We start from the raw sequence: 19,504 nt of genomic DNA, 5'->3' as shown, positions 1-19,504 counted from the left end.
TCGCACTCCACATCGGCTCGTTCGGAGGAAGGCCCGCCCATGGTACTGACCCGGTCCCGTGCGGTTACGCCGGTCGGAGCACCCGGCGGACGGCGTCGCGCAGCCACTGGTGGGCCCGGTCGGCCGTGTGGCGCGGGTGCCAGGCCATGCTGATCGTGAGCGGCGGGAGCGCCACCGGAATCTCCAGCAGGTGCAGCCCCAGCGCCCGCGCGGCGACGCCGACCGGGGTGGGCGGTTCGTCCGGCCGCGCGACCGGCACCAGGCACACCACGTCGCCGGCCGCGGCCAGCGCCATCGCGGCCAGATGTCCGGGGAGGACCGCGGTGACCCGGCGGCGCAGCCCCTGCTCGGCCAGCGCGACGTCGAGCGGGCCGCTGAAGTGCCCGCGGCGGCTCACCGCGACGTGGTCGGCCGCGGCCAGCCGCGCGGCGGTCACCGGCCCCCGGGCGAGCGGGTGCCCGGCCCGGACACCGGCCGCCATCCGCAGCGTGACCAGCTCCTCGACCACGGTCTCCGGGTCGGCGTGGTCGACCGCGCCGACCTCCAGGTCGACCCGGCCGTTCCGCAGCGCCGGACCGGCTTCCCAGTCCTCGGTCAGCACCCGCAGCGACACACCCGGCGCCCGGAGCCGGGCCAGCCCGAGCAGCCCCGGCGCCAGCGCCGCGCCGAGCAGGTCCGACGCCTGGACGGTGAACGTGCGCCGCAGGACGGCGGGGTCGACGTCGCCGCCGGGCGCGAGGAGGGCCGCCAGCCGGCCCACCACGGCCGCGGCCTCGTCACGCAGCGCCTCGGCCCGGGGCGTCAGCACCATCGCCTGACCCGCCCGCACCAGCAGTGGATCCTGCAGCACGCGGCGGAGCCGGGCCAGCGTGCGGCTCATCGCCGCCGGCGAGGTGCGCAGCCGCGCGGCGGCCCGGGTCACGCTGCGCTCGGCCAGCAGGGCGTCGAGCGCGACGGCGAGGTTCGCGTCGAGGTTCGGGCTGCTCACGGGCGTCATTCCAGTTCGGGCAAGGGTTCGTTGCTGATGTTCCCATTGTCGCGATGCGACGGTGGTTCGCATCCTGGAGCGGCACTGATCCCGCTCTTCGGAGGTATCCGATGTCCACCGATCCCACCGACTACCCGGTCACCGCGTTCATGCTGGTGAAGACGAACCCGGAGTGGCTCGCGATGACCGTCGCCGAACGCGTGCGGGCCTTCACCACCGACGTCGTCCCGGTGATCGAGTCACGCACCCGGGGTGTCCGGTCGCGCTTCTACGACACGGAGTTCTACTCGGCCCGGGTCACCGACGTCTGGGTCTGGGAGGCTGTCGACCACGACGCCTACCGGCTGCTGATCGACGCGCTGCGCGAGACGCCGTTCTGGGACCGCTACTTCGCGGTGGTGGAGCTGCTGGTGGGCGTCGAGAACGGGTACGCGCGCACCTACGAGCTCGCCCCGGCGGCCACCCTCGCCACCTGACCGGACGGTTACAGCGCGGCCCAGCTACTGCGCGGCCCAGCTACTGCGCGGCCCAGCCCGGGGCGTCCAGGCGGATCGGGGAGTCCCCGACGAACTGCGCGAGCTGGGCCTCCAGGCGCTCGAGCTCCGCGACGCCGAGGCGCTGCGCCCAGCGGGCCCGCACCTCGTCGAAGATCGCCTCGCCCTCACGCATCAGCGCCAGGCCGCGTTCGGTGATCTCGATGCGCTTGCGCCGGGCGTCGTCGGGATGGGCCTCGGCGGTGACGTAGCCGCGGTCGAGGAGCACGGTGATCGTCTTCGCGGCGGCCTGTTTGGTGACGGCGAGCCGGCGGCCGAGCTCGGAGGCGTTGTCGGCACCGGCCCGGATGGCGCGCATCGCGTACTCGTGCGACGGGCGCGAGTCGGGATAGCCGCGGGCGGCCAGCTCGTTCGTCACCTCGTCCACGAGGTTGCGGTAGCTGCCCAGCAGGAGCAGGGCGAGGTCGGCGCCCGATCGAGAAGCCATGGGGGCAGCGTAGGGAATCTTGACGAAGACAACCAGGTTGGCTAATTTAACAGCCAACCTGGTTGTCTATTTCTGGAGGTTTCCCATGCCGGTGTCACTCGACGGCGTCACGCACCACACCGCGGGCGCACTGCACTACGTCTCGGCCGGTACGGCCGGCTCGCCGATCCTGCTCGTGCACGGCTGGCCGGAGACCTGGTGGGCCTTCCGCGGAGTCATCCCGCTGCTGGCCGAACACCACCGGGTGTTCGCGGTGGACCTGCCGGGCTTCGGCGACTCCGACCCCGCCGACTCCGACCTGGCCGCGGTCGCCGAGGACCTGCACCGGCTGGTGACCCACTTAGGGGTCGGTCCGGTGCACGTGACCGGCCAGGACATCGCCGGTGGCCCGGTCGTCCGGTTCGCGGCCACCCACCCCGACGACGTCCGCAGCGTCACCGCGGTCGAGACGACGCTCCCCGGGTTCGGCCTTCAGATGCTGGCCGACGTGGTCAACGGCGGCTCGTGGCACGTCGGGTTCCTCGCCGCCCCCGGGATCCCCGACCTGTTCCTGGCCGGCCGCGAGCGCACGATGCTCGACTGGGCCGTCGGCCTGATGACCACGGTGCCGGGAGCGGTCACCGAGGCCGACCTCGACGAGTTCACCCGCACCTACGCGCGCGACGGCGGCTGGCGCGGCACCCAGGCCCTCTACCGTTCCTCGTTGGACGACGCCGCACGCACCCGCGCGCTCGCCGAGTCGCAGCCGCTGACGATGCCGGTGCTCGCCGTCGACGGGATCAACGCGCCCTTCACCGAGCGGACGATGCGCCAGGTCACGCGGGGCGACGTCACCGCGGTGACGATCCCCGGCGTCGGGCACCTGATCGCCCAGGAGGCGCCGGACGCGTTCGCCGCGACCGTGCACGACTTCGTCGAGAACGTCGACCGGAGCCGGTCGCGATGAACTCCGCCCGTTCGGCTTACCGCCGGCCTGATTGCAACCGGAGGTTGCGCTAGTGGTGCCGACCCGGTAGGTTTCTTGCAACCAAAGGTTGCGGGAGGTTGGTATGGAGTACGGAACGATCGAGCGCGAGATCTACATCGACGCGGCACCCGAGGTCGTCTTCGACGTGGTGAGCACACCGGAACACCTGGCCCAGTGGTGGCCGGACACCGCCCGCTACGAACCCGTCCCCGGGTCGGTCGGCGAGATCACGTTCGGCGACGGCGACGCCGGCAAGGTGGTGCCGTTCACCGTCGTCGACGCGGTGCCGCCGCGCACCTTCTCGTTCCGGTGGGCACACCCGGCCGACCAGCCCGCGACCGACTCCAACTCGCTGCTGGTCACGTTCGACCTGCGTCCGTCCGGCGCGGGCACGCTGCTGGCGTTCCGCGAGACCGGTTTCCGGGAGCAGGGCTGGGAGATCGCGGTGCTCGAGCAGCAGTACCGCGACCACGTCACCGGCTGGGATCACTTCCTGCCGCGGCTGGCGCCGTACGTCGCGACGCTCCAGGTCCGGCCGTGACGTCACCCGTGGCGGTCGACGACGAGCTGTGGTCGGCGATCGGTGACCCCACCCGGCGCCGGATGCTCGACCTGCTGCTCGCCGACGGCGGGGGCACCGCCAGCTCGCTCGGCCGGCAGCTGCCGGTGACCAGGCAGGCGGTCGCCAAGCACCTCGGCGTGCTCGACCGCGTCGGCCTGGTGCGGGCGACGGCGGCCGGCCGGGAACGGCGTTACCGCGTCGACGACGCCCAGCTGGCGGTCGCGGTGGCCCAGCTGACCTCGGTGGGCACGGCGTGGGACGCCCGCCTGCAGCGCATCAAGCGGATCGCCGAAGCGATCCAGCACGGCACGACGAACACGGAGGAGTGACGATGGCCGACATCCTGCATCGCGTCGGAGTGCACGGCGCGAGCCCGGAAGCGGTGTATGAGGCGCTCACGACGCCGACGGGCCTGGCCGGCTGGTGGACCGAGGACACCACCGGCGACGGGGGCACCGGCGGGCAGCTGCGGTTCCGGTTCCCGCCGGTCGGCGGTTTCGACATGGACGTCGTCGAGACGCGCCCGGCCGAGCGGGTGACCTGGCGGGTCGCCGACGGACCCGCGGAGTGGATCGGCACCACCATCGACTGGACGCTGCGCCGCGACGGCGACTACACGATCGTCCTGTTCGAACACCGGGGCTGGGCGGAGCCGGTCGAGTTCATGCACCACTGCAGCACGAAGTGGGCGACGTTCCTGCTCAGCCTCAAGTCGCTGGTCGAGACCGGCCGGGGCGCGCCCGCGCCGGGCGACGTCCCGATCAGCGACTGGCACTGACGAGCTCACGCCCCCGCGGCGCAGGCGGTGATCACGTCGCAGTACGCGGCCGACACCGCGGAGCCGATGATGCCGGGCTGCATCTGGTTCATCATGTAGCTGATCGTCATCCGGCGCTCGACGTCGGCGATGATCAGCGAACCGCCCCAGCCGCCCCAGAAACACACCTTCCCGGCCGGGACGAACGGCGTGCCCTCGGGTTCCGGCAGCGCGTAGCCGATGCCCCAGCGCAGCGGGATGCCGAGGAACAGGTCGACGCCGTGCGCCTGCTCGTCGAAGATCAGCTCGATCGTCTCGGGGTGAAGTAACCGCACCCCGCCGGTGACACCGCCCAGGGCCAGCGCCGAGACGATCCGGGCCAGCGAGCGGGCGTTGCCGTGGCCGTTGCAGGCGCCGTTCTCGGCCGCGAGCCACCGCGGGGTGTTGGCGAGCGCGGGGTCCTGGAACGAGCCCATCAGGGTCTTGACGAAGACGCTGTCGGGGTCGGGTGTCGGCAGGTCGACCGGCGGGGCGGCGGTGGGCGCGAGCATCGTGGCGATCCGGCCGTGGTCGGCCGGGCGCGCTCCGAGCCGGAAGTCCGCCCCGGCCGGGCCGGCGATCTCCGCGGCCACGAAGTCGGTCAGGCTCCGGCCGGACACCCGGCGCACCAGCTCCCCGATCAGGTGCCCGAAGTTGCTGGCGTGGTAGCCGCTCGCCGTGCCCGGCTCCCACCAGGGCGGCTGGGCGGCGAGCTTGGCGGTGGACGCGACGAGGTCGAAGCTGTCCTCGGCGGCGAACGGCTGCTCCCAGGCCGAGACGCCGGAGGTGTGGCTGAGCAGGTGACGCACCTCGACGGCGTCCTTGCCGTTGGCGGCGAACTCGGGCCAGTAGCGGGCGACCCGCTCGTAGGGGTCGAGCAGGCCCCGGTCGACGAGCATCAGCGCGGCCAGGCTGGTGACGGTCTTGGTCGACGACCAGACCGTGACGATCGTGTCCTCGGTCCACGGCTGCGTGCGTGCGGCGTCGCGGTGGCCGCCCCAGATGTCGACGACGTCCTCGCCGTCGATGTTCACGACGATGCTCGCGCCCACCTCGACGCCGTCGGCCAGGTTTTTGGCCAGTGCGTCGCTCACGGCGGAGAAGCGGTCGTCGGCGTGGCCGTGCACCTCGGTCATGTCCGTGTCCCCTCGTCGGGCCGGCTGATGCAACGTTTCGAAAAATGGTGCATCAGCGCTGCGGCCCGGTCAAGGGTCTAGTCGGCGCGCAGGATCGCCGCGACCGCGGTCTCGACCTTCGCCGCCTCGGGCTCCTCGCCGGTGATGAGGTCGGCGTAGATGAACGACTCGATGATCCGCACGATGAGGTAGGCGAGGTCGGGCGTCGCGAGTGGATGGTGCAGCGCGCCCCGGGTGGACTCCTGCTCGAGGAGGCGGGCGAACGCGTCGACGACACGCCGCTGCACCGGGCTGGCCTTGGTCGTGATCAGGCGGAGCGCACGCTCGGGCTCCCGCCGCATGAACTGCCGGTAGTACGACGCGTCGATCAGCGCGGCGGCGTACGCACCGGCGATCCGGGCGACCCGCCGCCCGCCGGTGCCCTCGGTGCCCCGGACGATCGTGTCGAGCGTGGGGTCGCTGAGCGAGATGAGGATGTCGACGAGGAGCTGGTCCCGGTTGCCCAGCCAGCGGAACAGCGTGCTGCGGTCGACGTCGAGCGCGGCCGCGAGGCCCTTCAGGTCCACCCGCTCGCCGGCCATGAACGTCCTCCGCGCGAGCCGGAACGCGTCGGTGGCGGTCGGCCGGGCGCTCACCGGCGCCGCCGCGGAATCGGACATGCCACCCATCCTAGGGAGCGGGTCGCCCTTGACTTGAAGCGCTTCAAGGTCGGCAGACTCACCTCATGGTGGCGATCCAGGAAGTCGCGCGGCGCAGCGGTCTGCCCGAGGCGACGTTGCGGTACTACGAGCGCATCGGGCTGATCGCGCCGGTGCCCCGCGACGAGAACAGCGGGCACCGCCGCTACGACCCGGACACCGTACGGACGATCGAGGCGCTGGCCTGCCTGCGCACGGCCGGCCTGGGCATCGACGACATGCGCGCGTACCTGCGTGAGCTGTCGGACGCCCCGGACGCGGCGCGCCGCCAGCGCGAGCTGTTCGAGAAGCACGCCGCCCAGATCGCCGACCAGATCGAAACGCTGCGCAGCCGCCGGCGGTACCTCGACGCGAAGGTGCTGCTGTGGGGGTCGCGGGAGCGCGGCGACCGTGCGGCCGAAGAACGGGCGATCGACGAGGTCACCCGGGCCGCGTCCGAGTTGAGGTGAGGGTTCTGTGGCGCGAGTACTGGTCACCGGTGGTAGTGGGTTCGTCGGGGCGCATACGGTCGTGCGGTTGCTCGAGGCCGGGTACGAGGTCCGTACGACGGTGCGGTCGTTGCGGCGGGCTGGTGTTGTGCGGGCGATGGTGGCTCGGCCGGGCGCTGCGCTGGGTGTTGTCGAGGCGGATCTGACGGCTGATGCGGGTTGGGTCGCTGCTGTCGAGGGGTGTGAGTTCGTTCTGCATGTGGCGTCGCCGTTTCCGGCGGGGGAGCCGTCGGACCCGGACGAGGTCATCGTGCCGGCGCGGGAGGGTGCCTTGCGGGTGCTGCGGGCGGCGCACGCGGCCGGTGTGCGCCGCACGGTGTTGACGTCGTCGTTCGCGGCGATCGGGTACGGAGCGCCGGTGAACCGCCCCTACGACGAGTCGGATTGGACGGACCCGGCCGGCGACCTGCCGGCCTACATCCGGTCGAAAGCGATCGCGGAACGTGCTGCGTGGGAGGTCGCTGGTGCGGTCGGCGCGGAGCTGGTCGTGATCAACCCGACCGGTATCTTCGGCCCGGTCCTCGGCCCGGACTACTCGACGTCGGTGGGGCTGGTGCGCGCGATGCTCGACGGCGCGATGCCGACCGTCCCGAAAGCGTCGTTCGGGGTCGTCGACGTGCGTGACGTGGCCGACGCGCACGTGCGCGCGATGACGATCCCGGAGGCGGCGGGACAGCGGTTCCTGTGCACGTCGGGCCAGGCCGGCTGCAGTTACCTGGAGATCGCCCGGATCCTCCGGCGCCGGTTCCCCGAACTGGCCGACCGGCTCCCGGTCGAGGAGGCGCCCGGGCCGGACGTGCCGGTGAAGGAGTACCGGATCGAGCGGATCCGGACCGTGTTGGGCTGGGATCCCCGCCCGGCCGAGGAAGCCGTGGTGGCCACGGCCGAGAGCCTGCTCGCTCTCCCGGGCACAGCGGCGACCGTCACACGGGCGGGTCCGGCGGTGTCTCGTGGGTGACCTTCTGCCTTCCGGGAGCCTCGATGAACCTCGCACTGTGGATCGCCGCGTCGCTGCTGGCCACCGTCCTGCTGATCAGTACGTCCAAAGCGGTCGTTCCCCGGGAACGGATCGCCGCCGTGGGGCCCGCCGCGGAATGGGTGAGGGACTTCCGCCCGGCCGCGCTCCGGAGCATCTCCGTGCTCGAACTGCTGGCCGCGGCCGGGCTGATCCTGCCCGCGGTGCTCGGGATCGCGCCCGTGCTGGTGCCCGTGACCGCGGTGTGCGTGGCGTTGCTCTTCGCCGGCGCGGCGGGCATGCGGCTGCGCCGGGGCGAGCGGACGACGATCGTGCCCGACCTGGTCTACCTCGCGGTCGCGATCTTCGTGGCCTGGGGCCGGTTCGGGCCGGAGCCGTTCTGACGCGCGCCGCGGGCCCGTCCGGTCAGCGCGCGCGCTGCACCAGCCGGTCGCGGTCGAGGAGCACGATCGCGCGTCCCTCGAGCCGGATCCAGCCGCGGGTCGCGAAACCCGACAGGGCCTTGTTGACGGTCTCGCGTGACGACCCGACCAGTTGGGCGAGCTCGTCCTGGGTCAGGTCGTGGTTGAGCCGGACCGCGCCGCCGGTCCCCGGCCGCTCGGGCAGGCCGAAGCGCTGGGCCAGCTCGACCAGCGCCTTGGCGAGTCGCCCAGGCACGTCGGTGAAGATCAGGTCGGCCTGCTGGTCGCCGGTGCGGCGTAACCGGCGGGCCAGCACCCGGAGCAGCTGCGGCCCGATCTCCGGGTGCGCGGCGATCCACGGCCGCAACTGGTCGCGGCGCATCTGCGCGACCCGGGCGTCGGCCACCACCACGGCGCTGGCCGTGCGGGGGCCCGGGTCGAACACGGCGAGCTCGCCGAGCAGGTCGGAGGGCCCGAGCACGGCCAGCAGGCTCTCCCGCCCGTCGGGCGCGCGCCGGTTGAGCTTGACCTTGCCCTCCAGCACGACGTACAGCGAGTCGCCGGGGTCACCCTCGGCGAAGACGACGTCACGCTTGAAGTAGTCGAGGTACTTGAGGTTCGACGCCAGCGCCTCGGCGGCCTGCGGGTCGACGTTCTGGAAGAGCCCGCACCGGGCGAGTGCCGCGTCCATGACCGATCGCCTCCTGACGCTCAGTGTCAATTTTTGAGACTAAGTTTCAGACGGCAGAATGTCCACCGTTACCGAGGGAAGGACGGTCGATGGGCACAGGGCGGGACACGATCGCCGAGGCGGCGTTCGGGCTGTTCGCGACCCGCGGCTACGAGGAGACCTCGGTCGAGGACATCGCCGCTGCGGCCGGCGTCAGCCGGAGCACGTTCTTCCGGGCCTACGGGTCGAAGGAAGCGGTGATCTTCCCCGACCACGACGAGCTCCTGCGCCGCGTCGAGGAGCGGCTGCGTTCCACCACCGCCGACTCCGCGCTCAAGGCGGTGACCGAGGCGGTCAAGATCGTGCTGTTCCACTACGTCGCCGAGGGGGAACGGGCCCGCGAGCGGTACCGCCTGACCTCGGCGGTCGAGGCGCTGCGTGACCGCGAGCTCATCAGCGGCGCCCGGTACCAGCGGCTGTTCCGCAGTTTCCTCGGCGGCTGGGGCGACGGGTCCGAGGCCGCGGAGCTGCGTGCCGAGCTCACCTCGGCCGCCGTCGTCGCCGCCCACAACCACGTGCTGCGCCGGTGGCTGCGCGGGGAGTCCGACGATCCGCAGGCCGAGGTCGAGACCGCGCTGGCGGACGTGCGCGCGACGTTCGACCCGGCGTCGCGTCGTGAGCCGGTGGCGGTGCTCGTCGTCCCCGCCGGCGTCTCGATGTCCGACGCCGAGTCCGCGATCCGGCGCGCGCTCGGTGGTCCGTCCTCCCTGGACGGTTGAGGCCGTCGGTACGTACGCTCGGTCCGCGACACCGGCCCGTCGGACAACGAACAGCCGCTGGTCAGCGACGAGCTCGCGGCGCTGCTCGCGCTGGGCGTCCCGGGCTGCCCGTGGCGCCACCGCGCAGCGTCAGGTGTGGGGGTCGCGCACGTTCGACCTGAACACCGACGGCGTCGCCCAGTACGGGCTCTACGCGGCCTGGCTCACCGACCTGCTCGTCCGGGCGGCCCGGACGGCCCCGAACTGCGCCGTCAGATGCTCGCCGGCGCCGAGGCCTACACCCGGATGTGGGAGCGGGCGAGGGCGAACTAACCGCAGCGGGCCGAGAGGCCGCCGTCCACCGGGAGGCAGACGCCGTTGACGTAGGCGGCGCGGTCGGAGGCCAGGAACACCGACGCATTCGCGACGTCGCGCGGGGAGCCCATCCGCCCGGTCGGGCTCCGCGCGTGGCGCGCCGCGAGCGCGGCCGGATCCGACGTCACCTGCGCGGTGACCATCGGGGTCTCGATCAGGCCCGGCAACACGGCGTTGACGCGGATGCCGTCGGCCGCGTAGGCGAGCGCCAGCGACACCGTCAGCTGGTTCACGCCGGCCTTCGCCGCGCTGTACACCGGGTACACGTACCCGGTGTCGCGGATCGCCGAGAGCGAGGAGACGTTGACGATCGCCCCCCCGGCCGGCCCGGCGCAGGAGCGGGATCGTGTGCCGGCACGTGAGATAGGCGCTGGTCAGGTTCACCGCCAGGCCCCGGTTCCACTCGTCCGGGCTGATCTCGGTGATCGCGCCGGTCACCGCGGCCCCGACGTTGTTGTGCAGCACGTGCGGGGTGCCGAGCGCCGCGACGACCTCGTCGATCGCGGCGACCACCGAGTCCTCGTCGGTGACGTCCGCGGTGACCGCGAGCGCGTGCCCACCGGCGCACGTGATCTCCCCCGCGACGCGGTCGGCCTCCACCCGGTTGCGGTCGACCACCGCGACGACCGCGCCGGCCTCGGCGTAGGCGAGTGCGGCGGCCTCCCCATTGCTCAACCCGGTGCCGCTGGACCCGGCGCCGAAGACGACGACGACGCGGCCGGACAGTTCGCGCTCGGTCATGAGCAGGAGCGTGCCGCCCGGCCGGACCGCCGCCCACCGACCCGGGACGAAAAATCCGCGAACCGTTGCTCCGATTGTCGAAGGTACGATCCCGACGTGGCCTCCCGCGCCGTCGCCGCCGTGATCGACCAGCTCGCCGCGGAGCTGGCGCGCTCGGTCGTCGTCAACGACCCGGCGATGCAGATGCTCTACGCCAGCGCGCACTACGGCGACGAGGACCCGGTCCGTGTCCGTGCGCTGCTCAACCACGGTGCCGGGCCGAGAGCACGCGGCCACGTGCTGGCGCAGGGCGTGTCGAGCTGGACCAGGGCCGGTGTCATCCCGCCGAACCCGGAGATCGGCATGCACGCCCGCGTCTGCGTGCCGGTGCGCTGGAAAGGTGAGCTGCTGGGGCTGCTGATGGTGATGGACGCCTCCGGCACGCTCACGATCTCCGAGCTCAACCGCGTCAACGAGATCGCCGCGGACCTGGCGCTCGCGCTCCAGGACGACCGCGGGCCCGCGCTCCCGGCCGACGACGACACCCACCTGGTGCTCGACCTGACCGGAGCCGACCCGTCCGCGCGGCGCGACGCGGTCGCGGCACTGCACGCCACCGGCCGCGGCCGGCAGTTCGCGCCGCTCACCGCGGTCGACGTGGCGGTGACCGGCGGTGCGGCGCCGCACGTGCAGGTGGCGCTGCGGGCGGCGCTGGCCGGGTGGGGCCGGTCCAGCGAGCTGGTGGCCGTCGACGACGGGCGCGCGGTGCTGCTGATCGGCGGCCCGGACCCGGTCATCCGGCGCGTCGAGGCGGTGCTCGAGCGTGTCCGCGAGCTCGCCGCCGGGCGGTTCCGGTGCGTGGCTGGGATCGGCGGCGCCGGTGACGGCCCCGGCCACGCCGCCCGATCGCTGCGCCAGGCCCGGCTGGCCCGGCCCGGCTGGCCCGGCACGCCGCCGAGCTGGGCCTCCGCGGCCCGGTCGCCGCCTGGGACGCCCTCGGGGCCTACGGTCCGCTGCTCGCGATCCCGCCCGCCGAGCTGACCGCGAGCACGCTGCCCCCGGAGTTCCAGCGGCTACGCGCGCTCGACCCGCAGCTGGCCGCCACCGTGCGCGCGTTCCTCGACGCGGCCGGCAACGGCCCGCTGGCCGCCGCCGCGCTGCACGTCCACCGCACGTCGCTGTACTACCGGCTGGGGCGCGTGCACGACCTGACCGGCCTGGACCTCGCCGACGGCGCGACCCGGCTGGCGCTGCACCTCGGGTTCGCGATGCTCGACGTCCTCGAGGCGCGCCTTCGACAATCGGTGCACGAGGAGAGCTGAACTCTCGTCGTCCGGAGGTAGTGACCCGGGCGAGACGCGGCCGACACTGCTGGGCAACTCGACGAGGAGGCGGCCCGATGCCCACTTTCACCACCGACGACGGCGTGGAGCTCACCTACCGCGACTCCGGGGGTCCGCGCGGCTGCTCGACCACCTCGGTCTCGACGAGGTCGACGGCCTCGGGTGGTCGATGGGCGCGTCGGTGCTGTGGAGCTACATCGACAACCACGGCACCGGGCGGCTGCGCCGGCTCGTCGTGGTCGACCAGCCCGCCGCCGTGGCCGCCGTGCCCTGGCTGGCGGTCGGCGAGCGGACCGAGTCCGGGGCGATCTTCGACGTCGGCGGACTGCTCGAACTGGCCGCGAACCTGCACGGGCCGGACGGGCCCGCGGTGCGCGAGGCGGAGAACCCGCAGGCGTTCGACGCGGTGCTGGAGAAGTTCCTGCCCTGAGGTCAGACCTCGACGTGCGAGCCCATGATCACCGTGCGGTCGCGGGGCAGCCCGAAGTGCTCGGCCGCGTCGGCGGTGATGTACGAGGTGGCGATGAACAGCCGTTTGCGCCACCGGGCCATCGTCGGTTCGGGGCCGAGCCGCAGATCGATCTTGGACAGGAAGTACGACGCGCCGTCCACGTCCAGCGGCCGCTCGATCGCGGCCGGATCGATCCGGCGCAGCGCGCCGAGGACGTCGGGGGTGTCCGCGTAGCCGAACCGGGCGTGCACGAAGCTGATCCCGTCGTCGGGGTGGCCGAGGCCGTCGATCACGATCCGGTCCGCGGCCGGCACGCGCGGGACGGGCAGCGTCTCGATCGCCAGGATCAGGACGTGCTCGTGGCGGACGTGGTTGTGTTCGACGTTCGCGCGCAGGGCCAGCGGCGCGGTCGTCCGCCCCCGGTTGAGGAACACCGCGGTGCCCGGCACCCGGGTGATCGGCGGGGTGTCGCTGTGCATCGTCTCGATGAACTCGGTGAGCGAACCCTCCTGCCGGTTGCGTTCGGCGGTGACGATCGCCCGGCCCCGCTGCCAGGTCGTCATGATCGTGAAGGCGGTCAGCGCGATCAGCAGCGGCAGCCACGCCCCGTGCACGAGCTTGGTCAGGTTGGCCGCGACGAACAGCGCGTCGACGAGCAGCAACGTCGTCGCGCCGGCGGCCAGCAGCCAGGTCGGCACGGTCGTCCAGGTCAAATGGGCGACGTAGAAGAACAGCAGCGTCGTGATCGTGATCGTGCCGGTGACCGCCATGCCGAACGCGTACGCGAGCGCGGCGGAACTGCGGAACGCGAACACCAGCGTCAGCACCGACGCCAGCAGCAGCCAGTTGATCCACGGGACGTAGATCTGCCCGAACGTGGTCGTCGACGTGTGCGCGATCCGCAGCCGGGGCAGGTAGCCCAGTTCCGCGGCCTGCGCGGCGACGGAGTAGGCGCCGGTGATGACGGCCTGGGACGCGATCACCGTGGCCGCGGTGGCCAGCACGATCAGCGGCAGCCGGGCCCAGCCCGGGGCGAGCAGGAAGAACGGCCCGCTGATGTTGGCGCTGTCCTGGAGGATCAGCGCGCCCTGCCCGAAGTAGCTGAGCATGCACGCGGGCAGGACCAGGAACAGCCAGCCGCGGACGATCGCCCGGCGGCCGAAGTGCCCCATGTCGGCGTAGAGGGCCTCGGCGCCGGTGACCGCGAGCACGATCGCGGCCAGTGCGAAGAACGCGATCCCGAAGTGACCGGCGAGGAACCCGATCGCGTAGGTCGGCGACAGCGCCTCGAGGATGCCCGGGTGCTTCGCGATGCCGGTGACGCCGAGCGCGCCGATGCTGACGAACCAGGCGATCATCACCGGGCCGAAGAACCGGCCCACCGCGGCGGTGCCCCGGCGCTGCACCAGGAAGAGGGCCACGATGATCACCGCGGTGATCGGCACGACCCACTGGTCGAACGACGGCTCGACGAGTTTGACCCCCTCCACCGCGGAGAGCACCGAGATCGCCGGGGTGATCATGCTGTCGCCGAAGAACAGCGCGGCGCCGAAGATGCCGAGCCCGGCCAGCACGGCCGACGTGCGTGCCGTGCGCGGCCCACCGATCCGGCGCAGCAGCGTGATCAGCGCCATGATGCCGCCCTCGCCGTCGTTGTCGGCGCGCATCGCCAGCAGGACGTAGGTGACGGTCACGATGATCATCACCGACCAGAAGATCAGCGAGACGACCCCGAACACGTTGTTCGCGCTCACCGGCACCGGATGCGGGTCACTGGGGCTGAACACGGTCTGCAGGGTGTAGATCGGGCTGGTCCCGATGTCCCCGAACACCACGCCGAGCGCACCCACGACGACCCCGAGACGCACCACGTCCCGCCCGCGCGACGCCGGCGCCGGCTGCTCCTGCTCGCTCATGATGTCATCCGATGCTCACGACGATGGCCTGCGCGAACAGTACGACGCGGGCGCCGGGACCCCGGCACCGGAAGACATCAACGCGCCGTCAAGAACGGGCCGGTGGGCGTCAGGACCCCGTCAAGGAGGGCCGTCAGCGGGTGCGGCGCGGCTCACGATGAGGTCATGACACTGCCGGAGTTGTTACCGTCGCTGCGCTCGTCGCTCTCCCCGCGGGTCGCGCCCGGGGTCTGGCCGCTCACCACCCGGCCCGGACGGCAGGGTGACCTGCTGGTCGGCGGGGTGTCCCTCACCGCGGTCGCCGAGGAGTTCGGCACCCCCACCTACGTGCTCGACGAGGCCGACGTCCGGTCGCGCTGCCGGCGCTACCGGGCCGCGTTCGGGCCGGACGTGGAGGTCGCCTACGCGTCCAAGGCCCTGCTCTTCGGTGCGGTCGCGCGGTGGATCGCCGAGGAGGGGCTGGCGCTGGACGTCTGCTCGGCCGGTGAGCTCGCGGTGGCCCGGCGAGTGAACTTCCCGGCCGGGCGGATCGTGCTGCACGGCAACGCCAAGACGCCCGACGACCTGCGGACCGCGCTGGAGTACGGCGTCGGGCGAGTGGTGATCGACTCGGTGGGGGAGGTGGCCCGGCTGGCCGCGCTCGCCGACGACGCCGCCGGGCAGCGGGTGCTGCTGCGGGTCGTCCCGGGCGTCGATGCCGGGACGCATGCGGCGCTGACGACCGGCGTCGAGGAGCAGAAGTTCGGTCTGTCGCTGACGACCGGCGCGGCCGCGGACGCCGCCCGCCGTGTCCTCGGGCAGCACGCGCTGCGCCTGGCCGGGGTGCACTGCCACATCGGCTCGATGGTCACCCGGTTCGGTGGGTACGAGCGCGCGATCAGCCAGCTGGTCGCGTTCCTGGCCGGGATACGCCACGAACGCGGCACCGACCTCCCGATGGAGCTCGACCTCGGCGGCGGCCATGCCGTGCCCTACGTCGAGGGGGACCAGGACTTCGCGGTGGAGGCGTTCGCCGCCCGCGTCCGGCAACTGCTGGCACTGGAGTGCGGGCGGCACCGGATCCCGGTGCCGCGGCTGACCGTCGAACCGGGCCGGGCGATCGTCGCCAGGGCCGGGGTGACGCTCTACCGGGTGCTGACGTGCAAGACCACCGCGGGGGGCACGCGGCTGGTCGCGGTGGACGGCGGCATGGGCGACAACCTGCGCCCGGCGCTCTACGGCGCGCGGTACACGGTGCGGCGGATCGGCCGGCTCACCAGCGCGCCGACGACGCCCGCGACCGTGGTGGGACGGTACTGCGAGGCCGGCGACGTCCTGGCGCGCGACGTGCCGCTGCCCGCGGACGTCCGGCCCGGTGACGTGCTCGCGATGCCCGGTACCGGGGCCTACCACCACTCGCTGGCCAACAACTACAACCTCGTCGGACGCCCGCCGCTGGTCGTGGCGCACGAGGGCGAGGCGCGCCTGGCGATCCGCCGGGAGACGACGGCCGACCTGCTCGGGCGCGACCTGAGCTGCTGACCGCTCACGGCTCGAACCGGTAACCCATCCCGGCCTCGGTGATCAGGTACCGCGGCCGGGAGGGGTCCGGTTCGAGCTTGCGGCGCAGCTGCGCGACGTACACCCGCAGGTAGCCGAACTCCTGCTGGTAGGCCGGCCCCCAGACCTCGCTGAGCAGCTGCTTGTGGCCGATCAGGCGTCCGGGGTTGCGGATCAGCACCTCGAGCAGGCCCCACTCGGTGGGGGTGAGCCGGACGTCGTGGTCGCCGGCCGTCACCCGCTTGGCCGCCAGGTCGACGGTGAACGCGTCGGTGGTCACGACGACGGAGTCCGGGGCCGGCGCGGCCCGCCGCACCGCGGCTCGCAGCCGGGCGAGCAGCTCTTCCATACCGAACGGTTTGGTGACGTAGTCGTCGGCGCCGGCGTCCAGCGCGAGGACCTTGTCGTCGGGGTCGTGCCGGGCCGAGAGCACCACGATCGAGCCGTCGTACCAGGGCCGGAGGCCCTCGATGACCTCGATGCCGTCGAGGTCGGGCAGGCCCAGGTCGAGCAGGATCAGTTCCGGGTGCCGTCGCGCGGCGACCTCGAGCACGGCGGCGCCGGTGGGCGCGGTCTCGACCTCGTACCCCCGTGCCCGCAGGGTGATGCGGAGCGCGCGCAGGAGCTGCGGTTCGTCGTCGGCCACGAGAATTCTGGTCACGGGGTGTCTTTCGTGGGCAGGGAGACGACCATGGTCAGGCCGCCACCGGGGGTGTCCTCGGGTTCGAGCGTGCCGCCGATCGTCTCGACGAAACCGCGGGCGACGGCGAGGCCGAGCCCGACGCCGTTCCCGTCGGGCCGGTCGCCGAGGCGCTGGAACGCACCGAAGATGCGGTCGCGGTCGGCCTCGGGCACCCCGGGGCCGGTGTCGACGACACGGATCTCGACGCGGCCGGCCAACGCGCTGGCCCGTACCGCCACCGGCCGCCCCCCGCCGTGCCGCACCGCGTTGCCGACCAGGTTGGCCAGGGCCCGCTCGAGCAGGCCGGGGTCGACGAGCACCGGCGGCAGCGACTCCGACACCTCGACGCTGACCTCGGACCGGACCGGGGCGCCGAGCCGGTCGGCCCCGGCGATCGCGGCCGGCACGATCTCCTCGAGGCTGACCAGCCGGCGCAGCGGGTTGACCGCACCGGTCTGCAGCCGGCTCATGTCGAGCAGGTTGTCGATCAGCGCGTTGAGCTGGTCGGCGGACTCGTCGATCGTCGCGTGCAGTTCGTCGACGTCGTCGTCGTCCAGGCGCACCGACTCCGAGCGCAACGCGGTCACCGACGCCTTGATCGACGCCAGCGGCGTGCGCAGGTCGTGGCTGACCGCGGCGAGCAGCGCGGTGCGCATCCGGTTGCCCTCGGCCAGGTCGGCCGCCTCGGCGGCCTGGGCGCTCAGCCGGGCCTGGCGCAGCGCCACCGCGGCCTGGGCGGCGAACGCGGCCAGCACCCGCCGGTCGGAGGCGGGCAGCCGGCGTCCGCGCAGCACCAGGTGGAGCGTGTCGGTGACGGGGACGTCGGTGCCGGGCGGGCCGGTGGGCTCGCCGGCCGCGTCGATCGTCAGCCACTGCCCGTCGACGCGTTCCTGCAGCGTCACCGACTCCTGGCCGAACGCGTCGCGCACCTGGTCGAGCAGGGTCGGGAGGGCCCGGCCGCCGGCCAGCACGCCCCGGCTCAACGCGGACAGCATCTCGGCCTCGGCCTGCGCCCGGGACGCCTGCCTGCGGCGCCGCGCCGACAGGTCGACGACCCACGCGACGGCCAGCGCGACCAGGACGAAGACACCCAGCGCGACGAGGTTGTCGAACTCGGCGATCGTGAACGTGCGTACCGGCGGGGTGAAGAACCAGTTGACCAGCACCGTGCCGAGCGCGGCGGCGACCACGGCCGGGTAGCCGCCGCCGACCAGCGCGACCAGCACCACCGACCCGAGGTAGAGCAGCAGCTCGCTGGACAGGTCCAGGTGTCCCTCGGCGAGCGTCAGCACACCGGTGAGCAGCGGGAGACCGACGAGCGCGAGCGCGACGCCGTACCAGCGCCGCCGCGCGGTGAGGCCGCCGGTCAGCTTGGGCAGCCGGGGTTTCCACGCGCCGCCGGCCTGCGCGTGGGTCACCATGTGGACGTCGATCGGCCCGGACTCGGCGATCACCCGGGTGCCGATGCCCTCGGAGACCGCCCGCTGCCAGCGGGGCCGCCGGCTGGTGCCGAGGACGAGCTGGGTGGCGTTGGCGCCGCGGGCGAAGTCGAGCAGCGCGCTGGGCACGTCGTCGCCGACCACGGCGTGGAACGTGCCGCCGAGGGACTCGGCCAGGTTCCGCTGGTCCTCGATGCGTGCCGGGTCGGCGCCGGTGAGGCCGTCGCTGCGCGAGACGTGCACCGCGAGCAGGTCGCCCTGCTGGGAGCGGGCGGCGATCCGGGCCGCGCGCCGGATCAGCGTGTCGCCCTCGGGGCCGCCGGTGACGGCCACGACGACCCGTTCGCGGGCCTCCCAGACGCCGTCGATGTCGTGTTCGTCGCGGTACCGGCGCAGCGCCTCGTCGACCTTGTCGGCCGTCCAGAGCAGCGCGAGTTCGCGCAGCGCGGTGAGGTTGCCGACCCGGAAGTAGTTGCCGAGGGCGGCGTCGATCTTGTCGGCCCGGTAGATGTTGCCGTGCGCCATCCGGCGGCGCAGCGCGTCGGGCGCCATGTCGACGAGTTCGACCTGGTCGGCGGCGCGCACGACGGCGTCCGGGATCGTCTCGCGCTGCGGGACGCCGGTGATCGTCTCGACGACGTCGTTGAGCGACTCGAGGTGCTGGACGTTCACCGTGGACAGCACGTGGATGCCGGCCTCGAGCAGCGCCCGGACGTCCTGCCAGCGCTTGGCGTGCCTGCTGCCGGGGACGTTGGTGTGCGCGAGCTCGTCGACGAGCGCGATCTCCGGGCGCCGGGCGAGGACGGCGTCGAGGTCCATCTCCTCGAAGGACGCGCCCCGGTAGGTGAGGGTCCGGCGGCCGACGATCTCCAGGTCGCCGAGCTGGGCGGCGGTCTCGGCCCGGCCGTGGGTCTCGACGAAGCCGACGACCACGTCGGCGCCGCGTTCGGCCCGCCGTCGTCCCTCGTCGAGCATCTTGTAGGTCTTGCCGACGCCGGGGGCAGCCCCGAGGTAGATCCGCAGTGTCCCGGGGCTGCCCACGATCAGAGCCCGGCCAGCGCGGTGTTCAGCGCGAGGACGTTGACGCGGTCCTCGCCGAGGAAGCCCAGGATGCGGCCCTGGGTGTGCTCGTCGACCAGCTTCCGCACCTCGTCGACCGGCAGCCCGCGGGCGTCGGCGACCCGGGCGACCTGTTCCCGGGCGTACTCGGGGCTGATGTGCGGGTCGAGGCCGCTCCCGGACGCGGTCAGCGCGTCCGGTGCGACGTCGGCCGGTGCGACGCCGTCGAACTCGGCGACCTGCGCCCGGCGCTCCTCGACCGCCTTGACCTGGTCCTCGGCGTTGGGGCCGAGGTTGGAGGCGCCGGAGGCGAGCGGGTCGTAACCGCCCGCCGACGGGCGCGGCTGGAACCACTGGCGCAGCGGGTTGCCGTCGGCGTCGGTGAAGGACTGGCCGAGCAGGGTGGAGCCGTGCGCGGTCATCGAGCCGTTGGCCTGGTGGTGGAAGGCGACCTGGGAGACACCGGTCATGACCAGCGGGTACGCCAGGCCGAGGACGACGGTGAAGAGGAGGAGCGCGCGCAGGGCGGCGCCGTACTGCCGGAGTGAAGCCATCGGAA

22 protein-coding genes and 1 pseudogene are annotated in these 19,504 nt (G+C 73.0%); 13 read left to right on the top strand and 10 right to left on the bottom strand.

Features of this window, described 5'->3' with window-relative positions:
• Positions 1 to 64: 64 nt before the first annotated feature.
• The gene (locus tag ABD437_RS14105; RefSeq protein WP_344649255.1) at positions 65 to 997 is read right to left on the bottom strand and encodes a LysR family transcriptional regulator; all 933 of its coding nucleotides are present in this window, start codon (positions 995 to 997) and stop codon (positions 65 to 67) included.
• Positions 998 to 1,098: 101 nt separating this feature from the next.
• On the opposite strand from ABD437_RS14105, the gene ABD437_RS14100 reads away from it, so the two are divergent.
• Positions 1,099 to 1,464: a darcynin family protein gene (locus ABD437_RS14100; protein ID WP_344649254.1), complete on the top strand. Its 366-nt coding sequence runs from the start codon at positions 1,099 to 1,101 to the stop codon at positions 1,462 to 1,464.
• Positions 1,465 to 1,504: 40 nt separating this feature from the next.
• Here ABD437_RS14100 and ABD437_RS14095 read toward each other — a convergent pair whose 3' ends face one another.
• Positions 1,505 to 1,969, bottom strand: a complete 465-nt coding sequence (locus ABD437_RS14095) for a MarR family winged helix-turn-helix transcriptional regulator (RefSeq protein ID WP_344649253.1) — start codon at positions 1,967 to 1,969, stop codon at positions 1,505 to 1,507.
• Between the two features lie 85 nt (positions 1,970 to 2,054).
• On the opposite strand from ABD437_RS14095, the gene ABD437_RS14090 reads away from it, so the two are divergent.
• From ABD437_RS14090 to ABD437_RS14075, 4 genes are all read left to right on the top strand, one after another.
• Positions 2,055 to 2,915 (top strand): alpha/beta fold hydrolase, encoded by an 861-nt coding sequence (locus ABD437_RS14090; protein WP_344649252.1) that lies wholly within the window; start codon positions 2,055 to 2,057, stop codon positions 2,913 to 2,915.
• A gap of 103 nt (positions 2,916 to 3,018) precedes the next feature.
• Positions 3,019 to 3,477 (top strand): SRPBCC family protein, encoded by a 459-nt coding sequence (locus ABD437_RS14085; RefSeq protein ID WP_344649251.1) that lies wholly within the window; start codon positions 3,019 to 3,021, stop codon positions 3,475 to 3,477.
• Positions 3,474 to 3,827: an ArsR/SmtB family transcription factor gene (locus ABD437_RS14080; protein ID WP_344649250.1), complete on the top strand. Its 354-nt coding sequence runs from the start codon at positions 3,474 to 3,476 to the stop codon at positions 3,825 to 3,827. The genes ABD437_RS14085 and ABD437_RS14080 overlap by 4 nt, the downstream gene beginning before the upstream one ends.
• A gap of 2 nt (positions 3,828 to 3,829) precedes the next feature.
• Complete coding sequence (locus ABD437_RS14075; protein WP_344649249.1) at positions 3,830 to 4,276, top strand: SRPBCC family protein; 447 nt, start codon at positions 3,830 to 3,832, stop codon at positions 4,274 to 4,276.
• 5 nt (positions 4,277 to 4,281) lie between these two features.
• Here ABD437_RS14075 and ABD437_RS14070 read toward each other — a convergent pair whose 3' ends face one another.
• Together ABD437_RS14070 and ABD437_RS14065 are read right to left on the bottom strand one after the other, a co-directional pair.
• A complete protein-coding gene (locus ABD437_RS14070; protein ID WP_344649248.1) occupies positions 4,282 to 5,430 on the bottom strand; it encodes a serine hydrolase domain-containing protein in 1,149 nt (382 codons plus the stop codon).
• A gap of 77 nt (positions 5,431 to 5,507) precedes the next feature.
• Positions 5,508 to 6,089: a QsdR family transcriptional regulator gene (locus tag ABD437_RS14065; protein WP_344649247.1), complete on the bottom strand. Its 582-nt coding sequence runs from the start codon at positions 6,087 to 6,089 to the stop codon at positions 5,508 to 5,510.
• A gap of 65 nt (positions 6,090 to 6,154) precedes the next feature.
• On the opposite strand from ABD437_RS14065, the gene ABD437_RS14060 reads away from it, so the two are divergent.
• Genes ABD437_RS14060 through ABD437_RS14050 form a run of 3 tightly spaced genes read left to right on the top strand, consistent with a single transcriptional unit; the run spans position 6,155 to position 7,975 of the window.
• On the top strand, positions 6,155 to 6,577 hold the full coding sequence (locus ABD437_RS14060) for a MerR family transcriptional regulator (protein WP_344649246.1): 423 nt from the start codon (positions 6,155 to 6,157) through the stop codon (positions 6,575 to 6,577).
• A gap of 7 nt (positions 6,578 to 6,584) precedes the next feature.
• Positions 6,585 to 7,574 carry an SDR family oxidoreductase gene (locus ABD437_RS14055; RefSeq protein WP_344649245.1) on the top strand — a complete coding sequence of 330 codons (990 nt, stop codon included), beginning with the start codon at positions 6,585 to 6,587 and terminating at the stop codon, positions 7,572 to 7,574.
• Positions 7,575 to 7,597: 23 nt separating this feature from the next.
• Entirely contained in the window at positions 7,598 to 7,975 is a 378-nt protein-coding gene (locus ABD437_RS14050; RefSeq protein WP_344649244.1) for a DoxX family protein, read from the top strand.
• Positions 7,976 to 7,997: 22 nt separating this feature from the next.
• Here ABD437_RS14050 and ABD437_RS14045 read toward each other — a convergent pair whose 3' ends face one another.
• A complete protein-coding gene (locus ABD437_RS14045) occupies positions 7,998 to 8,684 on the bottom strand; it encodes a Crp/Fnr family transcriptional regulator (protein ID WP_344649243.1) in 687 nt (228 codons plus the stop codon).
• Between the two features lie 89 nt (positions 8,685 to 8,773).
• Here ABD437_RS14045 and ABD437_RS14040 point away from each other — a divergent pair, with 89 nt between their 5' ends.
• Positions 8,774 to 9,442, top strand: a complete 669-nt coding sequence (locus ABD437_RS14040; RefSeq protein ID WP_344649242.1) for a TetR/AcrR family transcriptional regulator — start codon at positions 8,774 to 8,776, stop codon at positions 9,440 to 9,442.
• A 308-nt stretch (positions 9,443 to 9,750) separates the two neighbouring features.
• Here the strand turns inward: ABD437_RS14040 and ABD437_RS14035 are convergent.
• Positions 9,751 to 10,537: pseudogene (locus tag ABD437_RS14035) on the bottom strand (SDR family NAD(P)-dependent oxidoreductase).
• 96 nt (positions 10,538 to 10,633) lie between these two features.
• On the opposite strand from ABD437_RS14035, the gene ABD437_RS14030 reads away from it, so the two are divergent.
• The 3 genes from ABD437_RS14030 to ABD437_RS14020 all read left to right on the top strand — a co-directional run bounded on the left by ABD437_RS14030 (position 10,634) and on the right by ABD437_RS14020 (position 12,289).
• Positions 10,634 to 11,557 (top strand): GAF domain-containing protein, encoded by a 924-nt coding sequence (locus tag ABD437_RS14030; protein WP_344649241.1) that lies wholly within the window; start codon positions 10,634 to 10,636, stop codon positions 11,555 to 11,557.
• Positions 11,558 to 11,622: 65 nt separating this feature from the next.
• Positions 11,623 to 11,838, top strand: coding sequence for a helix-turn-helix domain-containing protein (locus ABD437_RS14025; protein WP_344649240.1), 216 nt, complete (start codon positions 11,623 to 11,625; stop codon positions 11,836 to 11,838).
• A gap of 190 nt (positions 11,839 to 12,028) precedes the next feature.
• Complete coding sequence (locus tag ABD437_RS14020; RefSeq protein ID WP_344649239.1) at positions 12,029 to 12,289, top strand: hypothetical protein; 261 nt, start codon at positions 12,029 to 12,031, stop codon at positions 12,287 to 12,289.
• A 2-nt stretch (positions 12,290 to 12,291) separates the two neighbouring features.
• Here the strand turns inward: ABD437_RS14020 and ABD437_RS14015 are convergent, their stop codons facing one another.
• Positions 12,292 to 14,226 carry a potassium transporter Kup gene (locus ABD437_RS14015; protein WP_344649238.1) on the bottom strand — a complete coding sequence of 645 codons (1,935 nt, stop codon included), beginning with the start codon at positions 14,224 to 14,226 and terminating at the stop codon, positions 12,292 to 12,294.
• A gap of 165 nt (positions 14,227 to 14,391) precedes the next feature.
• Between ABD437_RS14015 and lysA the strand changes: the two genes are divergently transcribed.
• Positions 14,392 to 15,747 (top strand): diaminopimelate decarboxylase, encoded by a 1,356-nt coding sequence (lysA, locus tag ABD437_RS14010; RefSeq protein WP_344649237.1) that lies wholly within the window; start codon positions 14,392 to 14,394, stop codon positions 15,745 to 15,747.
• Between the two features lie 4 nt (positions 15,748 to 15,751).
• Here lysA and ABD437_RS14005 read toward each other — a convergent pair whose 3' ends face one another.
• The 3 genes from ABD437_RS14005 to kdpC are packed head-to-tail and all read right to left on the bottom strand — an operon-like array spanning position 15,752 to position 19,499.
• Complete coding sequence (locus ABD437_RS14005; RefSeq protein ID WP_344649236.1) at positions 15,752 to 16,426, bottom strand: response regulator; 675 nt, start codon at positions 16,424 to 16,426, stop codon at positions 15,752 to 15,754.
• Complete coding sequence (locus tag ABD437_RS14000; protein ID WP_344649235.1) at positions 16,423 to 18,927, bottom strand: DUF4118 domain-containing protein; 2,505 nt, start codon at positions 18,925 to 18,927, stop codon at positions 16,423 to 16,425. Before ABD437_RS14000 ends, ABD437_RS14005 begins: the two co-directional genes overlap by 4 nt.
• 2 nt (positions 18,928 to 18,929) lie before the next feature.
• Positions 18,930 to 19,499, bottom strand: coding sequence for a potassium-transporting ATPase subunit KdpC (kdpC, locus tag ABD437_RS13995; RefSeq protein ID WP_344649234.1), 570 nt, complete (start codon positions 19,497 to 19,499; stop codon positions 18,930 to 18,932).
• Positions 19,500 to 19,504: the final 5 nt, after the last annotated feature.

This window comes from Cryptosporangium japonicum (assembly GCF_039524755.1).
In the GTDB taxonomy this organism is placed as follows: Bacteria; Actinomycetota; Actinomycetes; order Mycobacteriales; family Cryptosporangiaceae; genus Cryptosporangium; species Cryptosporangium japonicum.
The sequence above is the reverse complement of the archived record's forward strand: the minus strand, read 5'-3'. Positions and strand labels throughout refer to the sequence as shown.

Excerpts from the sequence above, each read along its gene's own strand:
- ABD437_RS14105 (WP_344649255.1), bottom strand. The coding sequence starts at position 997 with ATGACGCCCGTGAGCAGCCCGAACCTCGACGCGAACCTCGCCGTCGCG.
- ABD437_RS14100 (WP_344649254.1), top strand. The coding sequence starts at position 1,099 with ATGTCCACCGATCCCACCGACTACCCGGTCACCGCGTTCATGCTGGTG.
- ABD437_RS14095 (WP_344649253.1), bottom strand. The coding sequence starts at position 1,969 with ATGGCTTCTCGATCGGGCGCCGACCTCGCCCTGCTCCTGCTGGGCAGC.
- ABD437_RS14090 (WP_344649252.1), top strand. The coding sequence starts at position 2,055 with ATGCCGGTGTCACTCGACGGCGTCACGCACCACACCGCGGGCGCACTG.
- ABD437_RS14085 (WP_344649251.1), top strand. The coding sequence starts at position 3,019 with ATGGAGTACGGAACGATCGAGCGCGAGATCTACATCGACGCGGCACCC.
- ABD437_RS14075 (WP_344649249.1), top strand. The coding sequence starts at position 3,830 with ATGGCCGACATCCTGCATCGCGTCGGAGTGCACGGCGCGAGCCCGGAA.
- ABD437_RS14070 (WP_344649248.1), bottom strand. The coding sequence starts at position 5,430 with ATGACCGAGGTGCACGGCCACGCCGACGACCGCTTCTCCGCCGTGAGC.
- ABD437_RS14065 (WP_344649247.1), bottom strand. The coding sequence starts at position 6,089 with ATGTCCGATTCCGCGGCGGCGCCGGTGAGCGCCCGGCCGACCGCCACC.
- ABD437_RS14060 (WP_344649246.1), top strand. The coding sequence starts at position 6,155 with ATGGTGGCGATCCAGGAAGTCGCGCGGCGCAGCGGTCTGCCCGAGGCG.
- ABD437_RS14050 (WP_344649244.1), top strand. The coding sequence starts at position 7,598 with ATGAACCTCGCACTGTGGATCGCCGCGTCGCTGCTGGCCACCGTCCTG.
- ABD437_RS14045 (WP_344649243.1), bottom strand. The coding sequence starts at position 8,684 with ATGGACGCGGCACTCGCCCGGTGCGGGCTCTTCCAGAACGTCGACCCG.
- ABD437_RS14040 (WP_344649242.1), top strand. The coding sequence starts at position 8,774 with ATGGGCACAGGGCGGGACACGATCGCCGAGGCGGCGTTCGGGCTGTTC.
- ABD437_RS14020 (WP_344649239.1), top strand. The coding sequence starts at position 12,029 with ATGGGCGCGTCGGTGCTGTGGAGCTACATCGACAACCACGGCACCGGG.
- ABD437_RS14015 (WP_344649238.1), bottom strand. The coding sequence starts at position 14,226 with ATGAGCGAGCAGGAGCAGCCGGCGCCGGCGTCGCGCGGGCGGGACGTG.
- lysA (WP_344649237.1), top strand. The coding sequence starts at position 14,392 with ATGACACTGCCGGAGTTGTTACCGTCGCTGCGCTCGTCGCTCTCCCCG.
- kdpC (WP_344649234.1), bottom strand. The coding sequence starts at position 19,499 with ATGGCTTCACTCCGGCAGTACGGCGCCGCCCTGCGCGCGCTCCTCCTC.